A 19,410-nucleotide genomic window follows, 5' to 3' on the forward strand; every position below is an offset into this window, starting at 1 on the left:
AGGGTGAAAGTCCTATGTACGGCGCAAGTGGGAGGGACGGCTCTGGGTCAGACCATGCGCGTAGTGGCGGTGGCGAAGGAGCTTAAACGCCGGGGCCATCAAGTCAAGATTTTGGCGGGAGAAAAACAAATCCCCCTCATGCAAAGTCAAGGCTTGGATTCCATTCCCATGCCGACCTTGGCGATCGATTTTCCCTTTGGAGCCATGTGGGGCGCCGGTGGGGAACCGAGAGAAGAAGTGATGGCTCGTCTTAAGAAAAGCATAGAACCGCTGGCCAAAGCGGAGCAGGAAATTGTGCGGCGGGAAAAGCCTGAGGTTCTGGTTTGCGCCAGTTTCACCGGGCCGTCGTCGGCCAGGGCCTGTGATATCCCCTGCGCGATGGTCGTGCTGCAGCCTCACGGGCGAAAAACCATGGAGTTTGCCACGCAGCGGCTGCAGGCCGGGACGCGGTTTTTGGAAATGCTCAAAGCGGTAAACCTCATCATCATGGAGGGCATGCCGGAACTCGACGGAGGGATAGCGGCAGAGATCAAAGGGGAATGGGCCGAAGCCTTGCGTGAAAAAGTGCGTTTCACCGGCCCGCTTTTGCCGGAATCTCCGGAAAACCTGCCCGCACGGGAAGAACTCAAGCTCCGCTACGGCGGCAGGCAAGAGGGCGCTTTGGTTTACGTGACGATAGGGGGAGGTACTCCGTTAATCGGCAAGGATTTTCTTTCTCTGGTTCTGGAGGCTTTTCGCCCCCTACCGGACGTGCACGTGGTCATGGCCACCGGTTTAGCGCTTGAACCGGGGGAATTGGCAGAGTACGATCCGCCGCCGAATGTTTCGGTCCGCGGTTTTGTTCCCGGCCTGGAATTGATTAAGGCGAGCGATGTGACGGTTTTTCACGGGGGCTCGTCAACTCTGATGACTTGCCTGGCCTGCGGGACACCGGGCGTGGTGGTGCCTTCCATGGTCGAACAGGAAGATAACGGGGCCGTGCTGGCCGCCAACGGTGCGGGTATCGTCTTGGCTAAGAACGGTTTGACAGCGGCGGCTTTAGCAGCTGCTGTGCAGAAAATTCTTCAAGACCCCGCTTTCCGGAGAAATGCCCAAAAGCTGAGACAGTTGGGGGAAAAATACGGGGGTGCCTCAGCCGCGGCCAAAATGGTTGAAGAAATGTCTAAGCAGGAGCTGAGCGCGAAGTTACCTTAAAGTTCTGCAAGCAGACGATAGTTGAACACAATGAAGAAAGGAAAGGAAAGAAAGCGGAGGAAATCAAAAATGCAAATTAGACGATAGTTGAACATAATGAAGAAAGGAAAGGGGAAAAGGGGCCTTTCGTCTCCTGACTCAGGTCAGAAGTATCCAGGCCCCGATAACCATGAAAACGTTGATCTTGGCCGCGGGCAAAGGCACCCGCCTGCGCCCTCTGACCGCCTATGTGCCTAAACCGATGCTGCCGCTGCAGGGCAAACCGCTGCTGGAATGGGTTCTTCTGCCTCTGATTGCGGCCGGAATGAGGGATTTTGTGCTGGCCGTCAGTTACCTGGCCGAACAGATCGTGAACTATTTCGGCGACGGCGCCCGATGGGGTGTGACAATCAGTTATAGCAGGGGCCCCGAACCTGCCGGCAAGGCGGGAGAAATCTGGCGGGCCCGTGAGCTCTTACATAGCGGGGACGACCCGTTTTTGCTCGTGCCGGGGGATACCATTGCCCACCTGGATTACCGGGAACTGCTGGATTTTCACCGGTCCCACGGGGGTCCGGTGACCGTGGCGTTTTCCAGACGATACCGGCTGGAAGTGGGAACGGCGGAACTGGATGAAAAAAACCGGGTGACAAGATTTCGGGAAAAGGCTAACTTGGACCAGCCGGTGAGCACAGGCGCCTATGTCTTGGACGAGCGTATTTTGTCCCAGATCGAAGCCTTGCAGCCGGAAGGACGGGAAGTGGATTTGCCGGCTGAAGTTTTTCCCCGCCTTTTGGCCCAAGGGACGCCGATATACGGGTATGTAGGCGACTATTCCTGGTGGGACGTGGGACGGATGAACGACTATGAAAAGCTGACCGGACTTTCCCCGGCGCAAGCCGGCGAAATTTTAGGCGGGGGAGGGCGAGATGGGCATCTTCAAAGCCTGTGATATCCGGGGGATCTACGGCGAGGAGCTGACGGAAAGGGAGGCCTGCGCTTTAGGGCGGGCTTGCGGCGCATGGCTCCGCGCTCCGGTGTGTTTGGTAGCCGGGGATGTGCGTTTAAGTACGCCGGTACTGAAAGCCGCTTTGAGCGACGGCTTGGTCCAGGCAGGCTGCCGGGTCACGGATGCCGGGGTTTTAACCACTCCGGCTTTCTATTATGCCGTACAACAGACAGGAAGTACTCTGGGCATCATGGTCACGGCTTCGCACAACCCGGCGGCCTACAACGGTTTTAAGATCCTGGTGGAAAACCGGCCGATTCATGAGGAAGAACTGGCCCTCCTGCAGGAGCTGATGGCAGCAGGCACTTTCATGCCGGGAGCGGGCCGTTACCGCCGGGATGATGGCTGGATGAGCCTCTACCGCGAGGAAATCCTGCGCCATTTTCGACTTCGACGGGAGCGGCGCCGGGTCCGGCCGGGAACGGGCAGTGCCCGCCCGCAAAACCTCCGGGTGGTCCTGGACTGTGGCAACGGGGCCTGTTCTCTGCTCGCTCCGGAAATTTTTCGCTTCTTGGGTTATGAGGTCGAGGAGCTTTTTTGCGTTGCGGACGGGAATTTCCCCAACCGTCCGCCTAACCCGGCTGTCGCCGAGAACCTGACGGTTTTGCGGCGGCAAATGAGCGGCAAAAGTGATGCCGTGGGCATCGCTTATGACGGAGACGGGGACAGGGTCTCTTTTGTCTCGGAACGCGGACAGATGATCGAGAATGACCGCATTTTGATCCTCTTTGCCCGCCATCTCTTGGCCAGGGAGAAAGGGGTTATCGTTTATGATTCCAAATGCTCGCTGGCAGTGGCGGAAGAAATTGAGCGCCTAGGTGGAACCGCGCGTATGGCCCGCTCGGGGCATGGGTTTGTGCGCACTGAGTTCCTGGCAGCAAAAGCCCTCTTGGCCGGGGAACTCAGCGGGCATTTCTTCTGGTGCGATTTACAGTTTGACGATGCCATTTTTTCTTCCCTGATGCTTCTGGATTTGCTCGAAGAAAACGGGTTGTCACTGGCTCAGGCGGACGCGGCCCTCCCCCGCTACCTGATTACGCCGGATATTCGTCTGCCCTTTGCGGGGGATGCTCAAGGCTTGGTTGAAGACGTGGCGCAAAAACTTTCCCGCTTTCCCCTTTCCCGCCTGGATGGCGTGCGCGTGGAACTGCCGGATTGCTGGGGGATGGTCCGGCCATCTGTCACGGAGCCCATCATCACTTTGCGCTTCGAAGGAAAGGACGCAGCAAGCCTGCATTTTATCACGGAACAGGTTTTGGCAGCCCTGCCTGAGGCTATAAGGCCGGGTGCCCTTACCGCGCTCGGGAAGGTACTTTAAAGGCGGAGTTGCCGCAGACCGAGATTCGTGTAGACGGAGATGCCGTTCAGACGGAGATTGCGGAGGGCCCGCGTGCTTGCGGTCAGTGAAGCGGGAAGATCCGCCTGCTGGCGAAAGCCGTCACGGGCTAGGCTTTATATTTTTCCGGTATAGGCGAAGTCCCGGTGAATGCCCGGCATTCCCGGCTGCCAGTCGGCGGGGACTCCCAGTCCGGTCGCGGCTTCGAACTGCAGGCCTTGAATGACCCGGATGATTTCGGGGACATTTCTGCCGACTTCCGGAGGATTGAGGCAGGAAAACTTAACCTCGCCGCCGGGGGCAATAATGAAAGTGGCGCGGAAGGCATATCCTAATCCTTCTCTCAGAACTCCATAGAGACGGCATATGTCTTGGGTCCGATCTGAAAGCAGGGGATACTGAACACTGCGCGCCGATGGAGAAGTGGCCGCGAATATTTTGTGAGAATAGATGCTGTCCGTACTGATGCCCAGGACTTCTGCTCCCAATTGTTGAAAAGTATGATAGCGCGCTGCCACGGCCGCTAATTCTGTCGGTCAGACAAAGGTAAAATCACCGGCGTAAAAGAAGAGAACCACCCATTGGTTGAGGTAATCGCCGAGTTTGATTGTCACCTTATCACCTTGATAATAAGCCTCGGCCACGAAATCCGGCGCCATGTCCGTGGGTCTGATCATATGACTCATATTTTTCGCCCCCCTTGAGAAATTTCCATCCAACCGTGAGACTCCCACTTCTACAAGTGGGAGTGGTTTCCCCGTTGCTTCGGTGGGGGTAGACTCCATCCTTCAGCGCGATAGCATTCGTTAAAGGCTCAGCGCTTTCGGCAAAAATGTCCACTGGACACTTTCGTCACTGAAGTCTCGATGTTCAACTTTAGTTAAACGGGTTTACTCCAGTATACGCCGGTGGGTGAAATTTGCGCCGCAATTTGATCAGTGCAAAAAGCCGCCGCGGATGCTGCAGGAAATTCGCGGTAAGTTGTGGAATTATTACAACGGGACAAGATTGAACGCGGGTGATTCGGATGACTAAAGTTGAGCGTCAGCACCGGCTGCTTAAACTGGTGGCGACTTCGCCTTGGGTGTATACGACGGATGCCTTGGCCTCGGGGCTTAAGTCGAGTGTCAGCAGCATTGTTCGGGATCTAAAAGAGCTGGAAGCGAACGGCTACAGCCTGACAAAAAATGAACAGGGTCAATTATTTCTCCAAGAAACAGGGTGGGACAGTTTTAGCGGCGTTAAAGAGGCGACCCTTCGCCAGTTGGAGATCCTGCGCTTCATTGCAGCTCATGAACAAACTGCGGGAAGGGCGGACATTGTGAGCCATTTTACCCGCGGTTACGAAGTCGGCGAGAAAACGATTGAACGCGATCTCAAAGATCTCTGCCAAAGGCATTTGATCGATGAGGTGAATGGGAGATATGTTCTCAATGCGAGTCAACTCCTTCCCCCCATAGACCTGGATACCGTGGAGAAAGGTCTGTTAATTGACGCTTTGACCATGCAAAGAGAGGTTTCGGCCAGAAGGGATGAAGCGAAATCCGCCGCGGCAAAACTGCAAGTTTCCTTACGCTTGCCGGGCGGCGGGATCGAGACTGTGGTAGTGCACGGCAGAAGGCCGATTGAGGATTTGCGGAGGAGCCATTATTGTCAGCGCTTGGAAGAATTTGCCCGGAAGCGGGAAACGGTCAAGCTTCTTTACCGCCGGGGCCGGGAGGCAGCCCGTGAGGTCAGAGTCAACCCTTTGGGAATTGTCTATTATTGGGCCCTCGATAACTGGTATCTGGCGGCTCAGGATAACGAAAGGCCGCAGCAGATCAAGACCTATTTGCTTGACCGCATTCTTCTTGCGGAATCGACGGGCGTAAATTTTTCTTTTCCCGAAGGATTCCGGCTGGAAGACTGGTATAGGTTCTCCTGGGGCGTCTTTCGCCAAGGGAATCCGGTCGATGTAAAGATCCGCTTTCATGACTACTATGCCACCGTTCAACGGGTTAGAGAGGAATTGGCAAACCGGAAAACCTGTACCCTGCGGGAAGAGAACGGCCATCTCCTCGTCGAGGATCGTGTGGACGGTCTCGCGGAACTCGCCGTCTGGCTCAGGGGTTTCGGACCCGGGGCGGAAGTGATAGGGCCCAAGGAGTTGCGCGATTTGGTGGTTAATGATTTAGAAAAGATACTGGAGATCTACGGGGAGTGATTGAGTCATGGACTCCGTCTTGAGAATGGAAAGGATACTGGCTTTGATCGAGGCGAAGCCGGGAATCTGCGGATTGGCCCTGGCGGCTGATTGCGGCGTGCCTTGGCCGCTGCTGCAGAAAGATCTTGAGACGATTTTGCTGGATGTGGATCATCCCATCCCCCTCTATACAGATGCCGATGAAGATGGGGAAGAAGGAATGGACCGGCTGTGCCCCGAAACGAGATGGTTTTTGGAAACTTCACAGAGAAGAAATGTTCCGGCCCATTTTACGGTGGGAGAATTTCTGCAGATTTTGGATGCCTTGGATTTCATTGAGCAGAAACTGAGAAGAGGAGTTTCGCTCAAAGAGAAGATCTCGGCGGGTCTGGACTTGGTGCAAGAGGGCACCTATCGCTACATCAAAGGGAGACTCGCTCCACTCCAGCGGCTTGATGACGAAATTCTCTTGACGGTGGAGAAGGCGCTTCAGTGGCGAAGAAAAATATCGTTTGAGTTTAAGTCCTGGCCCCTAGTGGCCGCGCCGCTGGGGGTGGTTTACTACTCCCGCTTGCGGCAATGGTATCTGGCTGCCGAGAGCGGAGGGTTGATCAAGACCTACAATCTTGCCAAGGTGCGGCACATAGGTATGACCGGAGAGTCTTTTACTTATCCTGAAGGCTTTTCCCTGCGGGATTGGCTGGCTCCGCGCTGGGGTATGGAATTTGGACGAGAGCTCGAAGTGAAAGTAAGGTTTTTGAACCGCTCTCAGACCTTTGCCAAGGTACGTAAAGATGTGGCCCACCGTTCCTGCCTGCTCAGAGAAGAAGACGGCGGTCAGAGCCTAATCTATGAAGACACGATCGTCGGGAAAAACGAATTCCTGGCCTGGATTCTCGGTTTCGGTTCAGCCGCGGAGATTCTTGAACCCGCGGAACTGAGAGGCGAGATCATTTCTCGGGTTAAAGAATGCCTTTCCCACTACCGGCAAATTTGAGTTATTAAGCTTCATGTGACTATCTCAATATGACTAAGATAACGTGAGCAAGGCCTTGGCGGCTGCACACGAATCTGAACTTCAGCCTGCTGTCTCCATTTTTTGCTATACTTGTTCCAGAGAGCGGGTTCGTCGGCTACCATTAAGGTGTTAGGGAGAGAAAATGAGTATGTTAAAGGATTGCCAGGCCGGAGAGAAGTTTTCGGGGACGGTTCTGGTCACGGAGTGGAAAGAAAGCCCGTTTCGTTCCAAACCCGGCAGCTTTATCGTCATGACGTGTCAGGACAGCAGCGGAACTTTGCCGGCTAAACTATGGGAGACGGAGGCCCGCCACTTTGAGTGGCTAAGAGAGAAGGATGTGTTTCACATCGAGGCTTCCGTCAGCGAGTACCGGGGGGCGTTGGAATTATCCGTGGGATCCATGAGGCCCGCCGAAGCCGAGGAAATAGACCTGACTCAGCTCTTGATGAGTTCTCCCTTAGCGGAGGAGATCTTGGAGAGACGTTTGCAGGCACTGAGAAGAACAGTTCGGGATGAGAGCCTGAGTCTCTTGTTAAACCGTATTCTCGATCATCCGGAGTTCGGGGTGTTATACCGGCGGGCGCCAGCAGCTGTGAAGATTCACCAGCCCTATCTTAGGGGGCTTTGGGAGCACAGTGTGGCTGTGACGGAGTTGGCCTTGGAGCTGGCGGGTAGTTACAGCGAAGTCAATACCGACTTGCTGACCGTTGGGGCACTTCTTCATGATGTCGGTAAGATTTTCGAATACAACTTCGAGCGTGCGGTTTCGTATACCACTGAAGGCCGCCTCTTGGGCCACATCCTTATGGGAGTCGATCTTATCAGCCGGGAGATAGCGGCAATTCCCCATTTCCCGCCGGATGTCCGTACCAAGCTTTTGCATATTATAGCCAGCCACCACGGCCGCTATGAATGGCAATCCCCACGGCGTCCGAAATCCATGGAAGCGATCATTATCCACTATGCGGATGCGCTGGAAGCCGAACTTTGGCAATTCCGGCGCACGAAAGACGAAAATCCAGACGAAGAGTGGTCTCCGTATGTCCGGCCTATGGAGCGTTATCTCTATCTGGGCAAATAGAACTCAGAGTGGCTAACGATCTGCCTTGCTGGGTTGGGGGCGAAGAGGAACCGTAAAAGTGACCCGGGAATTTCCATACTTCGAAAGGTTGATGGCGCATGTGCGGACGATTTTCCTTGGCGGAACCGGAAGGAATCGAGGAGCGGTTTACCCTGGAGCGGTTGGGTCAGCCGCTCCGGCCCCGCTATAACATTGCTCCGTCCCAGCCGGTTGCCGTTGTAATCCATGAGGCCGGGGTTAATTACTTAAGAGCGTTTCGCTGGGGTCTGGTGCCTTCTTGGGCGAAAGATACGGCTATTGGCTACAAATTGATCAATGCGCGGGCGGAGACTTTGGAGGAGAAAGCGAGTTTTCGCCCGCTGCTGCCAAGAAAGCGTTGCCTCATCCCGGCTGACGGCTTCTACGAGTGGGAAAAAGCGGGACGCAGCAAACGCCCTTATCGCATCACTTTGCGAGGTGAGGAGATGTTTGCTTTTGCGGGGCTCTGGGATTCGTGGCTGTCACCGGCGGGAGAGACGGTCAATTCCTGTACGATTATTACGACTTCGGCGAACTCCTTGCTTGAAGCCATCCATGATCGGATGCCGGTTATATTGCCCAGGGAAGCGGAAAGAATATGGCTTGATCAGACTGTCAGCTACGGTCCGGCTTTACGAAGTCTGTTGGCACCTTTTCCCGCTGACATGATGCGGCTCTATGAAGTCTCGCCGCTGGTAAATTCTCCGGTTAATGAAAGCCGGGAGTGTATTGGAGGAATTCAGGATGCAGGGCAAACCCGTTAAATACTCACAGGTCACCATGTCTAATGTCATGCTGCCGCAGCACGCCAATCCGTCCGGGAATGTTCATGGCGGCGAGATTATGAAACTGATTGACAGTGCCGCCGGGGTGGTGGCCCAGAGGCACGCCCGTTCGAATGTCGTCACCGCCAGGGTGGACGAACTTATCTTTCTGCGCCCCATCCGCATCGGCAATGTGGTCACTTGTTACGGAAAATTAACCTTTGTCGGCCGCAGTTCAATGGAAGTTTCAGTCACGGTCACCGTGGAAGACGTTTCCAAGGATGAACCGGCTAAAACGGCTTTAACGGCCTTCTTAACCTTTGTGGCGCTGGACGCGAACGGGAAACCCCGGGAAGTGCCGCCACTGGAGATTGCCGGTGAGGAGGAAGGCCGCTTATTCGAGGAAGGGCGGCAACGCTACCTGGCTTATAAGCGGCTGAGGGGTAACGACCATTCACCGCGTACCGCCGAATAGCGCCGTAATCCCGGTTGCGCGGAAACAACAAAGCTCGACAGAGGTCGCGGGTCGTAAGTGACAGAAAGCACGGACAGTTTAAGTTTGCGGCACTCCTTCTCCTCCACAAGCTGGCGAATCAAGGGATACAGATTTATTATTCGGGAGATTTCGATCCCGAAGGTTTATTGATGGCCGAAGCGCTCTGTCAACGCTATGGCGGGTGTGTTACGTCGTGGCGTTTCAGCCCCGGGGACTATTTGTTCTCAGAGCCCGGCAGCCCGCTGACCGAGGTGCGCCTGCACAAGCTTGATAAGGTCACAAGTCCGGAACTGACGGCCGTCAAAAAGGAGATGCTGCGGCTGAAGAAAGCGGGATACCAAGAGGGAACCCTTCCGCTGTTGTGGCGGGATATCCTGGCGGCCTCAAGGTAAGCACCCTGTGCCTCGCCTGGGATCGTTCCGTCGGCCGAAACGATATTCGTGTGAGCCCCGGGCAGTGGAAAACACAAATGCTACAGTGAAAAAGCATGATGCTAGAAGAGAAGCATACACAGATGGTATGGAGAAGGAAACTAAGGTGACAGCGAGCGTGACTCGATGGTCGAAGATATACCTGACGGAAAGGAGGAGCGGGGGAATGTCCGGGCGTTCCCGCGACATTCCTCTTCCCTGTGAGCGGGGAAGTATCCTGCCAAAGCGGCGTGAGGACTGACAAATCACTCAAACCTGTGGTTAAATGGGCAGGTGGCAAAAGGCAAATTTTAGCTGAGATCGTGAAACACATTCCCCGGGACCTCACCACGTATTATGAACCCTTCCTGGGGGGTGGGGCTGTATTGTTTGAGCTTCAGCCCGAAAGGGCTGTGGTCAATGATCTCAACCGGGAGTTGATCAACCTCTATCAGGTGATCAAGAACCAGGTCGATGAGCTCATCGAAGACTTACGGAAGCACAAAAACGAGAAAGGGTATTTTTACCGGCTGAGGGCCTTGGATCGTGACAGGGGACTCTATGTCGACCTCACCCCCGTCCAAAAAGCCTCCAGAGTGATCTACCTTAACAAGACCTGCTACAACGGTTTATTCAGAGTGAATAAAGCCGGGGAATTTAATACCCCTTTTGGCCGCTACAAAAATCCGAAAATCGTAAATGAGGTGGGTTTGCGGGCCGTCAGTGACTATTTGAACAGGGCCTCGGTTAGCATCACCTGTCAGGATTTCGAGCAAGCGGTCAAAGGCGCGGAAAGCGGGTCGTTTGTTTATTTTGATCCTCCTTATGATCCGGTTTCTCAGACGGCCGATTTCACCGCCTATGCCGAGGGTGGCTTCAGCCGTGAAGAACAAGAAAGACTGAAACGGACCTGCGACCGCCTGAATGAGAAAGGGATACGATTTCTGCTCTCCAATTCGGCGACCGATTTTATCAAGGAGCTCTACCAAGGGTACAGGATTGAGATTATCCAAGCTAAGAGATCGGTCAACTCCGTGGCCGCGCGGCGGGGTGGGATTGACGAGGTTCTACTGATGAATTTCGAGCCCGGCAAGGGCAGCTGAAAGGGAGAGGAAGCGTATCTTGCGGGCGGGCCGGGGGATATCCATCCTTCGATACACCCCCCGCCTCATTAAACCTCCTTGAGCGGGATCACCTCGGCCCTCCGAGAGGATTACCACTGTCTCCCGAGACTTCCCGGGCCGTTGGCCATCATGTTCACAGTTCCCCGGGGATAGAGGACGTTGTAATGATCGAGTGTCGGATTCGGGTTACTGCCGGTCGGTTGCGGGAAGACCAATTCAAGCTTGAACTCCGGTCCTGCTGTATACCCGATGATTTTCTGTCCGAAGACCGTGGCGTTATAGGCCGGGGAGCCCAAGACCTGTTCGGCTTTGGTCAAGGTTAGGCCCGAGAAAGAACTGCGGGCGAAAGAGCGGACTTCAAAGATCTGGCCTCCTTTATTGAAACCGAAGGTGATATCGTGCTTGGAATAGGTGGCATAGATCCCATCGGCCGACGCCACCCAGTCGGTTTGATCCGGTTTTCCCCAGGACTGTTCCACGGTGCCGATATTAGTCGTCTTCGCCGAGAAGCTGCTGTTGTTGATGACTTGTCCGGCCGTGGCCGACTGCATCATATTGAGCAGAAGCAGGGTGTTGGGATCGGTGGTTTGAACGGCTTGGGCCGGCTCGGTCGCCTGCAGAGGATGGCCGGCGAGAATCTGCTCCACTTCTTTGTATCCGGCTGGAAAAGCATAGTTGTAGCGGGCGGGAAGAGCAAACACATAGCTGCTGTTGTGACCCAGTTCGCTGGGGTTTATAGGAGCGGCTCCGATATGGAAATCTCCCTGCCGGAGGGAACTCCACTGGGCGGAGGTAAAGATCATGATTGGAATATCCTGACGGGGGTTCTGGGAAGTCCAGCGGGGATCTCTGAGGGAAATCTGGGGACCGGTGGCAACGATCTTATTGGTCTTTACATTGTTCCCGGTCCACTGGCCTTTGATCACTGAATAGCCTTTCCAGCTATCCGGCAGGGAGAAATTAAAACCATACTCTGTGTTGCGGTAGACCAGGGTGCTGGGAGAAGCGGTGGGCGGGGAAGTCTGAGAGCCGGCGGACGTGCCGCCCGCCGGGTTCTGTCCCGGGTTTGGTTTACCCAGGCCGGAACAGCCCACGACGAGGGTCAGTGCCAAGGCAACCGCCGCCCATTTCAGGGTGGCTTTTTTTGATGACGCTATCATGCTGATTCTCCTCTTGTTAAACGTATTGGCGAAACCGAGGGTTCCGGGGGCCCAGTGCGGCTGTGAAAGCAGCTGCAAAAGCGTGATGATCGTCTGAGCGTAGGGCTTACGTTCTTCGGGTTTGAGTGCGCTGAGGGCGGTGGCGTCACAAGCGATCTCACAGTCCTGCTTCATCCGCTGCAAAGCATAGCCTAGAAGCGGATTGAACCAGTAGAAGGCTTGCACAAACGTAACGACTGCATTGGCCAACTGGTCCCGTCTCTTTAAATGGCTCAGCTCGTGCAGGAATATGAAGCGCAGCTCTTCCGCGGACAACTGAGCCGCAATCTCCGGGGAGACCATGATTTTCGGCCGCAATAAACCGAAGAGGGCAGGGGATTTCAGGGAGGGGTCGCAGATGACAGAAACATTGGCCCGGACCCGGAGACGCGTTCGACAGTCCGCCAGGACTGCAGTTATAGTTGGGATCCGACAGAGCGGGCGTTTCCTGAGCTTCAGCCATAAGAGTCCGTTAATAAGGAGAATATAGAACACTATGGCTAAAACTCCGGCCAGCCAGATGGCGGCGGCGGTGGTCCAGTTGAGCCCGATCTTAGGGCCGGCCGAGGCAGGGCCGGAAACCGCACTCCCGGAGCCGGAAGTCCCAGACACGGAGCCGACAGTCGAAGGGGAAGTTTGCCGGCCGGGCTGACTCACTGGGTTTGCCGTGGCCGGGGAAGGCTTCTGGGACAGGCTTGCTGTGGGAGTTCCGCCCGAAGCCCAAGGAGGAACATTGAAGGAAGCGGGCGGGGTTCCCCGAGGGATCAGGTGCAGGAGATTCAACGAAGCCGGGGGAGTAAAGGGAATGAGGAGTTTCAAGATGAGCAAAAACCAAAGCGCGTAATGCCAATGGGCACTGAGTCTTCGGCCCAAGAGCCGTTTGACCGAGAAGATGCCCAAAGCCATAAAACTGCCTAAAAGCGACAGAGAGACGACATAGCGAAAGAGGTCCGCCAAATTCACGGGTTCACCCCCTTTCCCTTACTTGAGCTTTTCATCCAGCAGATGTCTCAGATCTTGAAGCTCTTGGTCAGACAGGCTCTCCTCCTTGACAAAATGGGTCAGCAGCAATTGAAAGGAACCGCCGTAGACTTTGTGCAGAAACGACTGAGTTTCTTCGTGCATGCACTCCTCTTGGGAAACCAAGGGGTAAAAGCGGTACAAAGACTCGTCTTTGTTCACACCCAGAGCTCCTTTTTTGACCAAACGGCCCATCAAAGTTTGAATGGTCTTGGGGCTCCAAGTGCTCACCGGCTTCAAGCGTTCGACCACCGAGGAAGCCGTCAGCGGCGACTCTTCCCAGAGGACTTTCATAACGAGCCACTCCGCATCCGATATTTTGCCAGCGGCATCTTTCATCTAAAAAAGCCTCCCTCTTTCTGTAAAGTGTAATCTAGAGCTAAATTACACCTGTAGGGTGGAATTGTCAAGAGGAGACAGGCTAAAATCACGATATATTTTCTAGACCCTGTTCTCGGGTTTGTGCAACAGGCACTTCAAGCTAACCACATGGGTGTAGAAGGATTTGTCGCGGCTGCTTCTGCTTTGGGTCAGGGTTATTACACCAGTTATGGCGGAGGACCAGTGAGCTTCTGCTCGAAAACGTCCTACACCTTAACCTCCTCAGCGGGTGCCCGTATCTGGGCAGAGAGTGAATACGGTACCCCTCCCGGAGATGATTTCGTCACCACATTCGATGCTAATTCCGATTTGCAGGCCTTGAACTATGTGGAGGAGAGCAATCCTCTACCCAATTTGAACTCAAGCTAAAATCGTGAATCCTGAGCTCTTGTCTAAAGAGGCCCTTGTCTGGTAATAACTAAGTGATAATGAGTTTGGGGAGGTGCAGGTTTTGATAACGACACCCGTATCCGTTGGCCCGGTGGAATTGCCGGCTGAGGGGTTGGTGCTCGTGGCCTATGAAGAATACCCCGAGGCTTTCAATGTTAAAGTCTACGAAGAGGAAGATTTTGCGGCCGGCGAACCACTCCCACTTGCAGAGGCGGGAGTCCCACGTTCGGCTCAAAAGGAGATAGCGCAATATCCCGTCTGCGGGTTTCATCTGTCGCAAGCCCTAAGTGAGCTCAGGGAGATGTATACCGGATGGGCTAAAGTAGAACGAACTCAGCCCTTGAAGCTTATCGGCATTCATAATGAAGATCCCCTGATTCTCTATATCCAGTTCTCACTGGGTGAGCGTTATTTTGTCTATGAGCGGAATTTAATGTCAAAGAATGAGAGGGTCCGGGAGGAACTGTTTGGTCGGAAGCATCATCTCCGGCAGCGGTCTTTAAACAACGAAGATGAAGAGTACCTTATCTCAAGCCTAAGATTCATGCCCAAGGCGAAAAAAGCGATTAGCTACTATACGTATAAGAGGTCCGTCCGTTACCGGCGGAAAGAATGTGGCCGTTAAGACAAGCGTTGGAGTTGACTTTCAAGCGCCCGTGTCTAATACTGAGAGGGGGGAAAGTGTGCGAGCGTACGTGTGCAGAGGAGAAGCTTTGCTGTTGTGATATCACTTCAGAGACATTATTATTGTGGAAATGGGTCTGACAACGTCTGCCTACGCGGACGAAGGCGGAATCATTATCTCTTTTTGAGCGGCCTGTCCCTGATTGGCAGCGCAGCTGGGCAGGTATTATAGGGATTGCTCGATAAAGTCACGCAAGGCGTGGCTTTTTCCCTAACAGAAAGTAGAAAGTACAAGAGGATAATGGAAGTTAGGCTTTTGCCCGAGCTAAGGCTTGCCTACCAAGGGACAAGTGCGACTGAGCCTTGAAGCAAGGCAGTCTCCTTTGGCGCAGGCTAAGTTTTTACGCAGTCCACTCAGCCCAGACAGTCCACTCAGCCCAGGCAAACCGACCGGGGAGAGTTTAGACTTTATTAATAAGGGATTTAGGAATTGGCAAGGTTTAACGGTTAGAATAAAGGCAGGAAGCTTCCGAGGAAAGTATGAAGGAGTTGAACAAATGAAGTTTAAGAAACAGACCGCTCTGCTTTTGAGCTTTACCGTGGGAGCCCTGTTGGTGGCGACGACGGCTCTGGCCGACATGACCCACAAAAGCGGGTATGATCAGCTGAAAGATGCGCTCAAAAATACGGCGGCTCAGTGCAGCAGCAAATTCGACAATTTTACCATGGATATTTCTTATGTGGTCAAAGACAACGGCAAGACTGTCAGCTCGTCGGATACCGTGCGAAAGATGGACCGGAAAGCGGATGCCACCCTGGAGGAGACAGAACTGGTGACTCAGGATGGGGGACGCCAAACCAGTGAGCATTATGCTGATCCGCAAACAATGATTGACCACTCCTCGCAGAATTCCACCTATTTTGTGACGCATTTCGACCCGGCCCGTAAGTTTGAGGTCTTGTCTGATCCCTTCCAAAGCAAGGGAGCGGGAGATGTTGAGCGCATCGTGGATGCGGTGGTCGGCAACCTGAAGGATTATGTCGTGGTCAAAGAGAGTCCGAATGGGAGCAAAGAGTTCTCAGGTTCCCTCAATCAAACTCAAATTCCGTCGTTGATTAATGCGCTGGTTTCCTTTCAGGCTAAACGCGGTTTGGTCCATTCCCTGCCCCAGTTGACCCAAGATATTTTTATCAAAGAGATTAAGGGTAATGCCCAGGTGAACCGGAACGGGGTTATGCAGAGCCTTTTGGGTACGCTCGTCATGTCAGGCAAGGATGCCCAGGGGCAAGTCCACCTGATTAGTCTTGAGGTTTTGGGTAAGTTAAGCGGGATCAATGCCACCCAGGTGGTCAAACCCGATCTGGGCGGGAAAAAAGTGCAAGAAAACACGGTTTCCTCGGCGACTTACAAACAGCAAATCGTCAATCCCAAGATGTACGTGGGTGAATTCAAAAACGATATCGTCATCCAAAAAGACGGCAAATTTGTCAAAGCCGGAGAGAGGATCCTGGACATTACCCAGGCGGATCAACAGACGGTGACCGGTCAATACAAGGAGGAATATAAGCCCGGGTTTGAAAGCTATGCCACGCATAAAGTGAATTTCCACTTCAAAGCCAAGTTATCCCCGCAGGGTCCTCCCGGAGGAAAATTCAGTGCGGTCAGCGCCAACGGCGACCGGATCAGCGGTCAGCTTTATTTCGACCCTAACTTAGGCAAGGTTAATTTGGTGTTGAACGGGATGGCAAGCATGGGACCGGGATACGATTCCACCTTCGAGCCGGTGTTCCACTAAGACCCGGCAGGGAAACCGCGATTTCGCTCGGTGAACCTCCCCCGCCTACGCTTTAGGCTAAGAGGCGGGGGCTTCAGGGAGAATATCGCCGGATCCGAATATAGAATAGATGGGTAAAGCCGGTGCAAAGATGCATTAGGGATAGCGGTGCGTGGAAGGAATCCTCAGCGGAGGGATGTCTAACCGAGGGCCGGGATGGATTGGGGATGCGATTGTTTGGCAGGGGGAGTGAGTCCTCTCTGGGGACTTACTCCCCCTGCCGGCGAGAAGAAGTTAGAGGGTGAGGAGGCTGGGCGTGAGCAAAGAAAAAGTGATTGAGATTCAGAATTTGACGAAGCTCTATAAGAACGGCCGAGGGATCGACGACATCAGCCTGGACATTTACCGGGGGGATGTTTTCGGTTTTCTCGGACCCAACGGCGCAGGTAAAACGACCGCCATGAAAGTGATGACCGGCTTAATCCGTCCCGACCGGGGGGAAGTAAGAATTCTCGGCTACAGCATTGCCGAAGAGTATGAAAAGGCCATGGCTAAAGTGGGCTGCATTATTGAGACGGCGGAATCTTATCCTTACTTAAGTGCCTTTGAGAACTTGAAACAGTTTGCTCGTTATTACCCAGAGGTGGATGACAAGCGCATTGAGGAAGTTTTAGAACTCACCGGTATGCTAAAATATAAGCGGGAAAAGCCCAGGAGATTTTCTTTGGGGATGAAGCAACGGTTGGGCTTAGCCGCTGCCATTCTTTCCCGGCCGGAGGTCGTGATCTTGGACGAGCCTTTGAACGGGCTTGATGTGGAAGGGATGATTGCCATGCGCAATCTGATCAAGGGTTTAGCGGAGACCGAGACCGGGACGGGGAGGACGACTTTCTTTATTTCCAGCCATTTGATTCACGATGTGGAACTGACCTGTAACCGCATCGGCGTAATCTATAACGGAAAAATTCTCGATGTGGACTCGACCGCCAACATCCTGAAGGATTACGCGACGCTGGAAAATTATTTTGTGAGTGAGGTTGAACAAAGTGGCCGTATTTAAAGCTGCGCTGGTAAACGAAATCGAAAAACTCAGCAAAAAGAAGAAGGCCTGGGTGGCCGTGATCCTTTCTCTGGCCGTTATCGTGGCGGGCCAACTGGTGATTCTCGCGGTCAGGAGCGGCTTTGGTCTCCGGGGTGTGGGCAGCGGCGAGTTTCCCCTCCTCGTTCTCTCCCTGGTGGTGAACACGATTCTCCCCCTTTTTGCGGCTTTGGTCGCGATCGACAGTTTTTCCGGGGAGAGTGCTCAAAATACGCTGCGCATCACCTTAACGCGGCCTGTCAGCCGGTTGAAGATCTTTAGCGCGAAGATCGGGGCCATCACCCTTTTTCTTTTGGCGGCACTATTTCTGCTGCTCATATTCTCTCTCTTGGCAGGGCTTTTGTTCAATGCCAATTCCTTGACCTGGCCTGATTTTTTCCGCATTGTTCTCTCTTTCCTGGTAAGTCTCCTGCCACTAGTCATTTTAGCTCTGGGCATTGTTCTTCTGACAAATCTGGTGAGAAGCGGGATTACGGTGTTCTTCCTGGCCATCCTCGCGTTCTTGCTCCTAAAAGTGTTGGGACTGGTATTTTCCACCTATGCCGATTTGTTGCCGACGGCTTCGCTGGACTGGTATAATTTATGGTTGGCAGGGGTTTTTCCCTGGACTACAATTGTCCGGCAATTTCTACTCATGTTAGGTTACGGGGTCATGTTCTTCGTGGCCGGATTCTACTTATTTGATCAGAAGGAACTTTGATCATGAACCTTAAATGGCGGTTGAGCTCAGCCAACGCTCTGGCGGTCCTGGTGCCGGTGGGCTTTACCGTTCTCGTGGCTTTGGCCTGCCTCTTCCTTTATGGTCAATTGTCCGGCTCCGGCGGATTGTGGTCAAACTACCAAAAAATGGCCGAAGCGCACTCCGTGGTTCTAAGCAGCGAAAAGAGTATTCTCCAGGCGGCTCCGGAGGCGGTGGAAAAGGCTGCTTTTCAGCAGCATTTGCAAGACAATCTAGCCGGCATCGGGGGTGAGGTCGTCATCGTAAAGAATGGGGAGCCTTTGTTTTCCTCCCGTTCCTTCGGCAAGATTGCCATCGCCAAGCTCCTGGAGGCAGGAAAAGCTGCGTCGGCGGCGGGACCGGCAGAGGCCGCTTCTGCGGCCGGACCGGTGGAGGCCGGGGGGATAGACTATGAGGTGCGGCAAGTGAACCTCCGGTTTAGAGACGGTTCACAAGGATCCGTCCTCTTGCTGACGCCATTCGATCAGGCTGTGCCGGCACTGGGCGCGTTTCTCCTCCTGCTGGGGGCTTCTTTTGCGGTGTCATTTTTGGCCATGAATCTTTGGGTTTCCTTCCGCTTCTCGCGCAGTATTTTAAGTCCGCTCAGCCACTTGCGGCAGACGGCGGCCGAAATCAGCCGCGGCAATCTCGACTGCCGGATCGCGGAAGAGGGAGATGAAGAAATTCAAGCCTTATGCCGGGATTTAGAGCGAATGCGAATCAAACTCAAAGACTCTGTCCACACCCGGATGCAATATGAGGATAACCGCAAAATGCTCATTTCCAGTATCTCACATGACCTGCAAACGCCGGTGACTTCTATTAAAGGGTATGTGGAGGGAATCCTGGACGGGGTTGCCAATACTCCCGCCAAGCAGGAGAAATACCTGCAAACCATTCATGTCAAAGCAGAGCAAATCGATCAGATGATCGAGGACCTTCTCCTTTATGCCAAACTGGATCTCCATCAGGTCCCGTTCAATTTTGAGAAGACGGACGCGGAGGATTATCTTCGGGACTGTATTGAAGAAAATGAAGCGGAGTTGGCCCGCCGGCAGATTGAGATAACATTACAGACGGATTTGGCACAACGGCGTGAACTCCTCCTGGACCGGGAGAGAATGAAAAGGGTGTTGGTCAATGTTCTTGACAACGCCTGTAAATACATGAACAAGACTCCGGGAAAAATCACATTCATTTTGCGGGAGACGCCTGCCAGTACGATTGTGGAGGTTCGAGACAATGGCGCGGGCATTCCGGCCCAGGATTTGCCGCGGATTTTTGACCGCTTCTTTCGTTCGGATCTGTCCGGACTCCGGAAAAACGGGAGTGGCTTGGGCTTGGCGATCGCCAAGCAAATTGTGGAAGGTCACGGAGGAAGAATTTGGGCTGTCGGTGAGGAAGGGGTGGGGACGAGCATCATGATTTCTTTGCCCAAGGGTCCCGTTAGTCTACGGCCCGACTTCGTTCGTTCTAAGGAAGCGGGCGGCGGCTGATCATTCTTTCGCCTCAAGTGAACGCACGCGACCTTGCTTGAGAAAACGAGCGGGCCCGGCAGAGCCGCTCTTTGAGTGCGGCCGCGGGCATTTGCGG

The 19,410-nt window shown here is 53.9% G+C and carries 18 protein-coding genes; 15 read left to right on the forward strand and 3 right to left on the reverse strand.

What is annotated here, in order from left to right; translation table 11 throughout:
- Window positions 1-3 precede the first annotated feature (3 nt).
- The 3 genes from MNU25_RS04300 (at window position 4) to MNU25_RS04310 (ending at window position 3,500) form a co-directional block, all read left to right on the forward strand.
- Window positions 4-1,194 carry a glycosyltransferase gene (locus MNU25_RS04300; protein ID WP_240983934.1) on the forward strand — a complete coding sequence of 397 codons (1,191 nt, stop codon included), beginning with the start codon at window positions 4-6 and terminating at the stop codon, window positions 1,192-1,194.
- Window positions 1,195-1,363: 169 nt separating this feature from the next.
- Window positions 1,364-2,125, forward strand: a complete 762-nt coding sequence (locus MNU25_RS04305; protein WP_240983935.1) for a nucleotidyltransferase family protein — start codon at window positions 1,364-1,366, stop codon at window positions 2,123-2,125.
- Window positions 2,103-3,500 carry a phosphomannomutase/phosphoglucomutase gene (locus MNU25_RS04310; RefSeq protein WP_240983936.1) on the forward strand — a complete coding sequence of 466 codons (1,398 nt, stop codon included), beginning with the start codon at window positions 2,103-2,105 and terminating at the stop codon, window positions 3,498-3,500. Before MNU25_RS04305 ends, MNU25_RS04310 begins: the two co-directional genes overlap by 23 nt.
- Before the next feature lie 134 nt (window positions 3,501-3,634).
- Here MNU25_RS04310 and MNU25_RS04315 read toward each other — a convergent pair whose 3' ends face one another.
- Window positions 3,635-4,195: a peroxiredoxin gene (locus tag MNU25_RS04315; RefSeq protein ID WP_240986722.1), complete on the reverse strand. Its 561-nt coding sequence runs from the start codon at window positions 4,193-4,195 to the stop codon at window positions 3,635-3,637.
- Between the two features lie 350 nt (window positions 4,196-4,545).
- Between MNU25_RS04315 and MNU25_RS04320 the strand changes: the two genes are divergently transcribed.
- The 7 genes from MNU25_RS04320 (at window position 4,546) to MNU25_RS04350 (ending at window position 10,590) form a co-directional block, all read left to right on the forward strand.
- Window positions 4,546-5,721, forward strand: a complete 1,176-nt coding sequence (locus MNU25_RS04320) for a helix-turn-helix transcriptional regulator (RefSeq protein WP_240983937.1) — start codon at window positions 4,546-4,548, stop codon at window positions 5,719-5,721.
- Window positions 5,722-5,728: 7 nt separating this feature from the next.
- Window positions 5,729-6,697 (forward strand): helix-turn-helix transcriptional regulator, encoded by a 969-nt coding sequence (locus MNU25_RS04325; protein WP_240983938.1) that lies wholly within the window; start codon window positions 5,729-5,731, stop codon window positions 6,695-6,697.
- Between the two features lie 169 nt (window positions 6,698-6,866).
- A complete protein-coding gene (locus MNU25_RS04330; RefSeq protein ID WP_240983939.1) occupies window positions 6,867-7,799 on the forward strand; it encodes a 3'-5' exoribonuclease YhaM family protein in 933 nt (310 codons plus the stop codon).
- A gap of 98 nt (window positions 7,800-7,897) precedes the next feature.
- A complete protein-coding gene (locus tag MNU25_RS04335) occupies window positions 7,898-8,581 on the forward strand; it encodes an SOS response-associated peptidase (RefSeq protein WP_240983940.1) in 684 nt (227 codons plus the stop codon).
- The gene (locus tag MNU25_RS04340) at window positions 8,562-9,056 is read left to right on the forward strand and encodes an acyl-CoA thioesterase (protein ID WP_240983941.1); all 495 of its coding nucleotides are present in this window, start codon (window positions 8,562-8,564) and stop codon (window positions 9,054-9,056) included. Before MNU25_RS04335 ends, MNU25_RS04340 begins: the two co-directional genes overlap by 20 nt.
- 14 nt (window positions 9,057-9,070) lie before the next feature.
- Window positions 9,071-9,469, forward strand: a complete 399-nt coding sequence (locus MNU25_RS04345) for a DUF2399 domain-containing protein (protein WP_240983942.1) — start codon at window positions 9,071-9,073, stop codon at window positions 9,467-9,469.
- 269 nt (window positions 9,470-9,738) lie between these two features.
- Window positions 9,739-10,590: a DNA adenine methylase gene (locus tag MNU25_RS04350; protein ID WP_240983943.1), complete on the forward strand. Its 852-nt coding sequence runs from the start codon at window positions 9,739-9,741 to the stop codon at window positions 10,588-10,590.
- Between the two features lie 110 nt (window positions 10,591-10,700).
- On the opposite strand, the gene MNU25_RS04355 is transcribed toward MNU25_RS04350, so the two are convergent.
- Window positions 10,701-12,773 carry a M56 family metallopeptidase gene (locus tag MNU25_RS04355; RefSeq protein ID WP_240983944.1) on the reverse strand — a complete coding sequence of 691 codons (2,073 nt, stop codon included), beginning with the start codon at window positions 12,771-12,773 and terminating at the stop codon, window positions 10,701-10,703.
- A gap of 18 nt (window positions 12,774-12,791) precedes the next feature.
- On the reverse strand, window positions 12,792-13,169 hold the full coding sequence (locus tag MNU25_RS04360) for a BlaI/MecI/CopY family transcriptional regulator (protein WP_240983945.1): 378 nt from the start codon (window positions 13,167-13,169) through the stop codon (window positions 12,792-12,794).
- A gap of 493 nt (window positions 13,170-13,662) precedes the next feature.
- Between MNU25_RS04360 and MNU25_RS04365 the strand changes: the two genes are divergently transcribed.
- The 5 genes from MNU25_RS04365 to MNU25_RS04385 all read left to right on the forward strand — a co-directional run bounded on the left by MNU25_RS04365 (window position 13,663) and on the right by MNU25_RS04385 (window position 19,313).
- The gene (locus MNU25_RS04365) at window positions 13,663-14,226 is read left to right on the forward strand and encodes a hypothetical protein (protein WP_240983946.1); all 564 of its coding nucleotides are present in this window, start codon (window positions 13,663-13,665) and stop codon (window positions 14,224-14,226) included.
- Window positions 14,227-14,782: 556 nt separating this feature from the next.
- Window positions 14,783-16,021 carry a hypothetical protein gene (locus MNU25_RS04370; RefSeq protein WP_240983947.1) on the forward strand — a complete coding sequence of 413 codons (1,239 nt, stop codon included), beginning with the start codon at window positions 14,783-14,785 and terminating at the stop codon, window positions 16,019-16,021.
- A 295-nt stretch (window positions 16,022-16,316) separates the two neighbouring features.
- Entirely contained in the window at window positions 16,317-17,060 is a 744-nt protein-coding gene (locus tag MNU25_RS04375) for an ABC transporter ATP-binding protein (protein ID WP_240983948.1), read from the forward strand.
- On the forward strand, window positions 17,047-17,799 hold the full coding sequence (locus MNU25_RS04380; RefSeq protein ID WP_240983949.1) for an ABC transporter permease: 753 nt from the start codon (window positions 17,047-17,049) through the stop codon (window positions 17,797-17,799). Before MNU25_RS04375 ends, MNU25_RS04380 begins: the two co-directional genes overlap by 14 nt.
- A 2-nt stretch (window positions 17,800-17,801) precedes the next feature.
- Window positions 17,802-19,313, forward strand: a complete 1,512-nt coding sequence (locus tag MNU25_RS04385) for a sensor histidine kinase (protein WP_240983950.1) — start codon at window positions 17,802-17,804, stop codon at window positions 19,311-19,313.
- The last annotated feature ends 97 nt before the right edge of the window (window positions 19,314-19,410 follow it).

Origin of the sequence: Acididesulfobacillus acetoxydans, assembly GCF_902729405.1 — a bacterium.
GTDB lineage: Bacteria > Bacillota > Desulfitobacteriia > Desulfitobacteriales > Desulfitobacteriaceae > Acididesulfobacillus > Acididesulfobacillus acetoxydans.

Excerpts from the sequence above, each read along its gene's own strand:
- MNU25_RS04305 (WP_240983935.1), top strand. The coding sequence starts at position 1,364 with ATGAAAACGTTGATCTTGGCCGCGGGCAAAGGCACCCGCCTGCGCCCT.
- MNU25_RS04310 (WP_240983936.1), top strand. The coding sequence starts at position 2,103 with ATGGGCATCTTCAAAGCCTGTGATATCCGGGGGATCTACGGCGAGGAG.
- MNU25_RS04320 (WP_240983937.1), top strand. The coding sequence starts at position 4,546 with ATGACTAAAGTTGAGCGTCAGCACCGGCTGCTTAAACTGGTGGCGACT.
- MNU25_RS04325 (WP_240983938.1), top strand. The coding sequence starts at position 5,729 with ATGGACTCCGTCTTGAGAATGGAAAGGATACTGGCTTTGATCGAGGCG.
- MNU25_RS04330 (WP_240983939.1), top strand. The coding sequence starts at position 6,867 with ATGTTAAAGGATTGCCAGGCCGGAGAGAAGTTTTCGGGGACGGTTCTG.
- MNU25_RS04335 (WP_240983940.1), top strand. The coding sequence starts at position 7,898 with ATGTGCGGACGATTTTCCTTGGCGGAACCGGAAGGAATCGAGGAGCGG.
- MNU25_RS04340 (WP_240983941.1), top strand. The coding sequence starts at position 8,562 with ATGCAGGGCAAACCCGTTAAATACTCACAGGTCACCATGTCTAATGTC.
- MNU25_RS04360 (WP_240983945.1), bottom strand. The coding sequence starts at position 13,169 with ATGAAAGATGCCGCTGGCAAAATATCGGATGCGGAGTGGCTCGTTATG.
- MNU25_RS04370 (WP_240983947.1), top strand. The coding sequence starts at position 14,783 with ATGAAGTTTAAGAAACAGACCGCTCTGCTTTTGAGCTTTACCGTGGGA.
- MNU25_RS04385 (WP_240983950.1), top strand. The coding sequence starts at position 17,802 with ATGAACCTTAAATGGCGGTTGAGCTCAGCCAACGCTCTGGCGGTCCTG.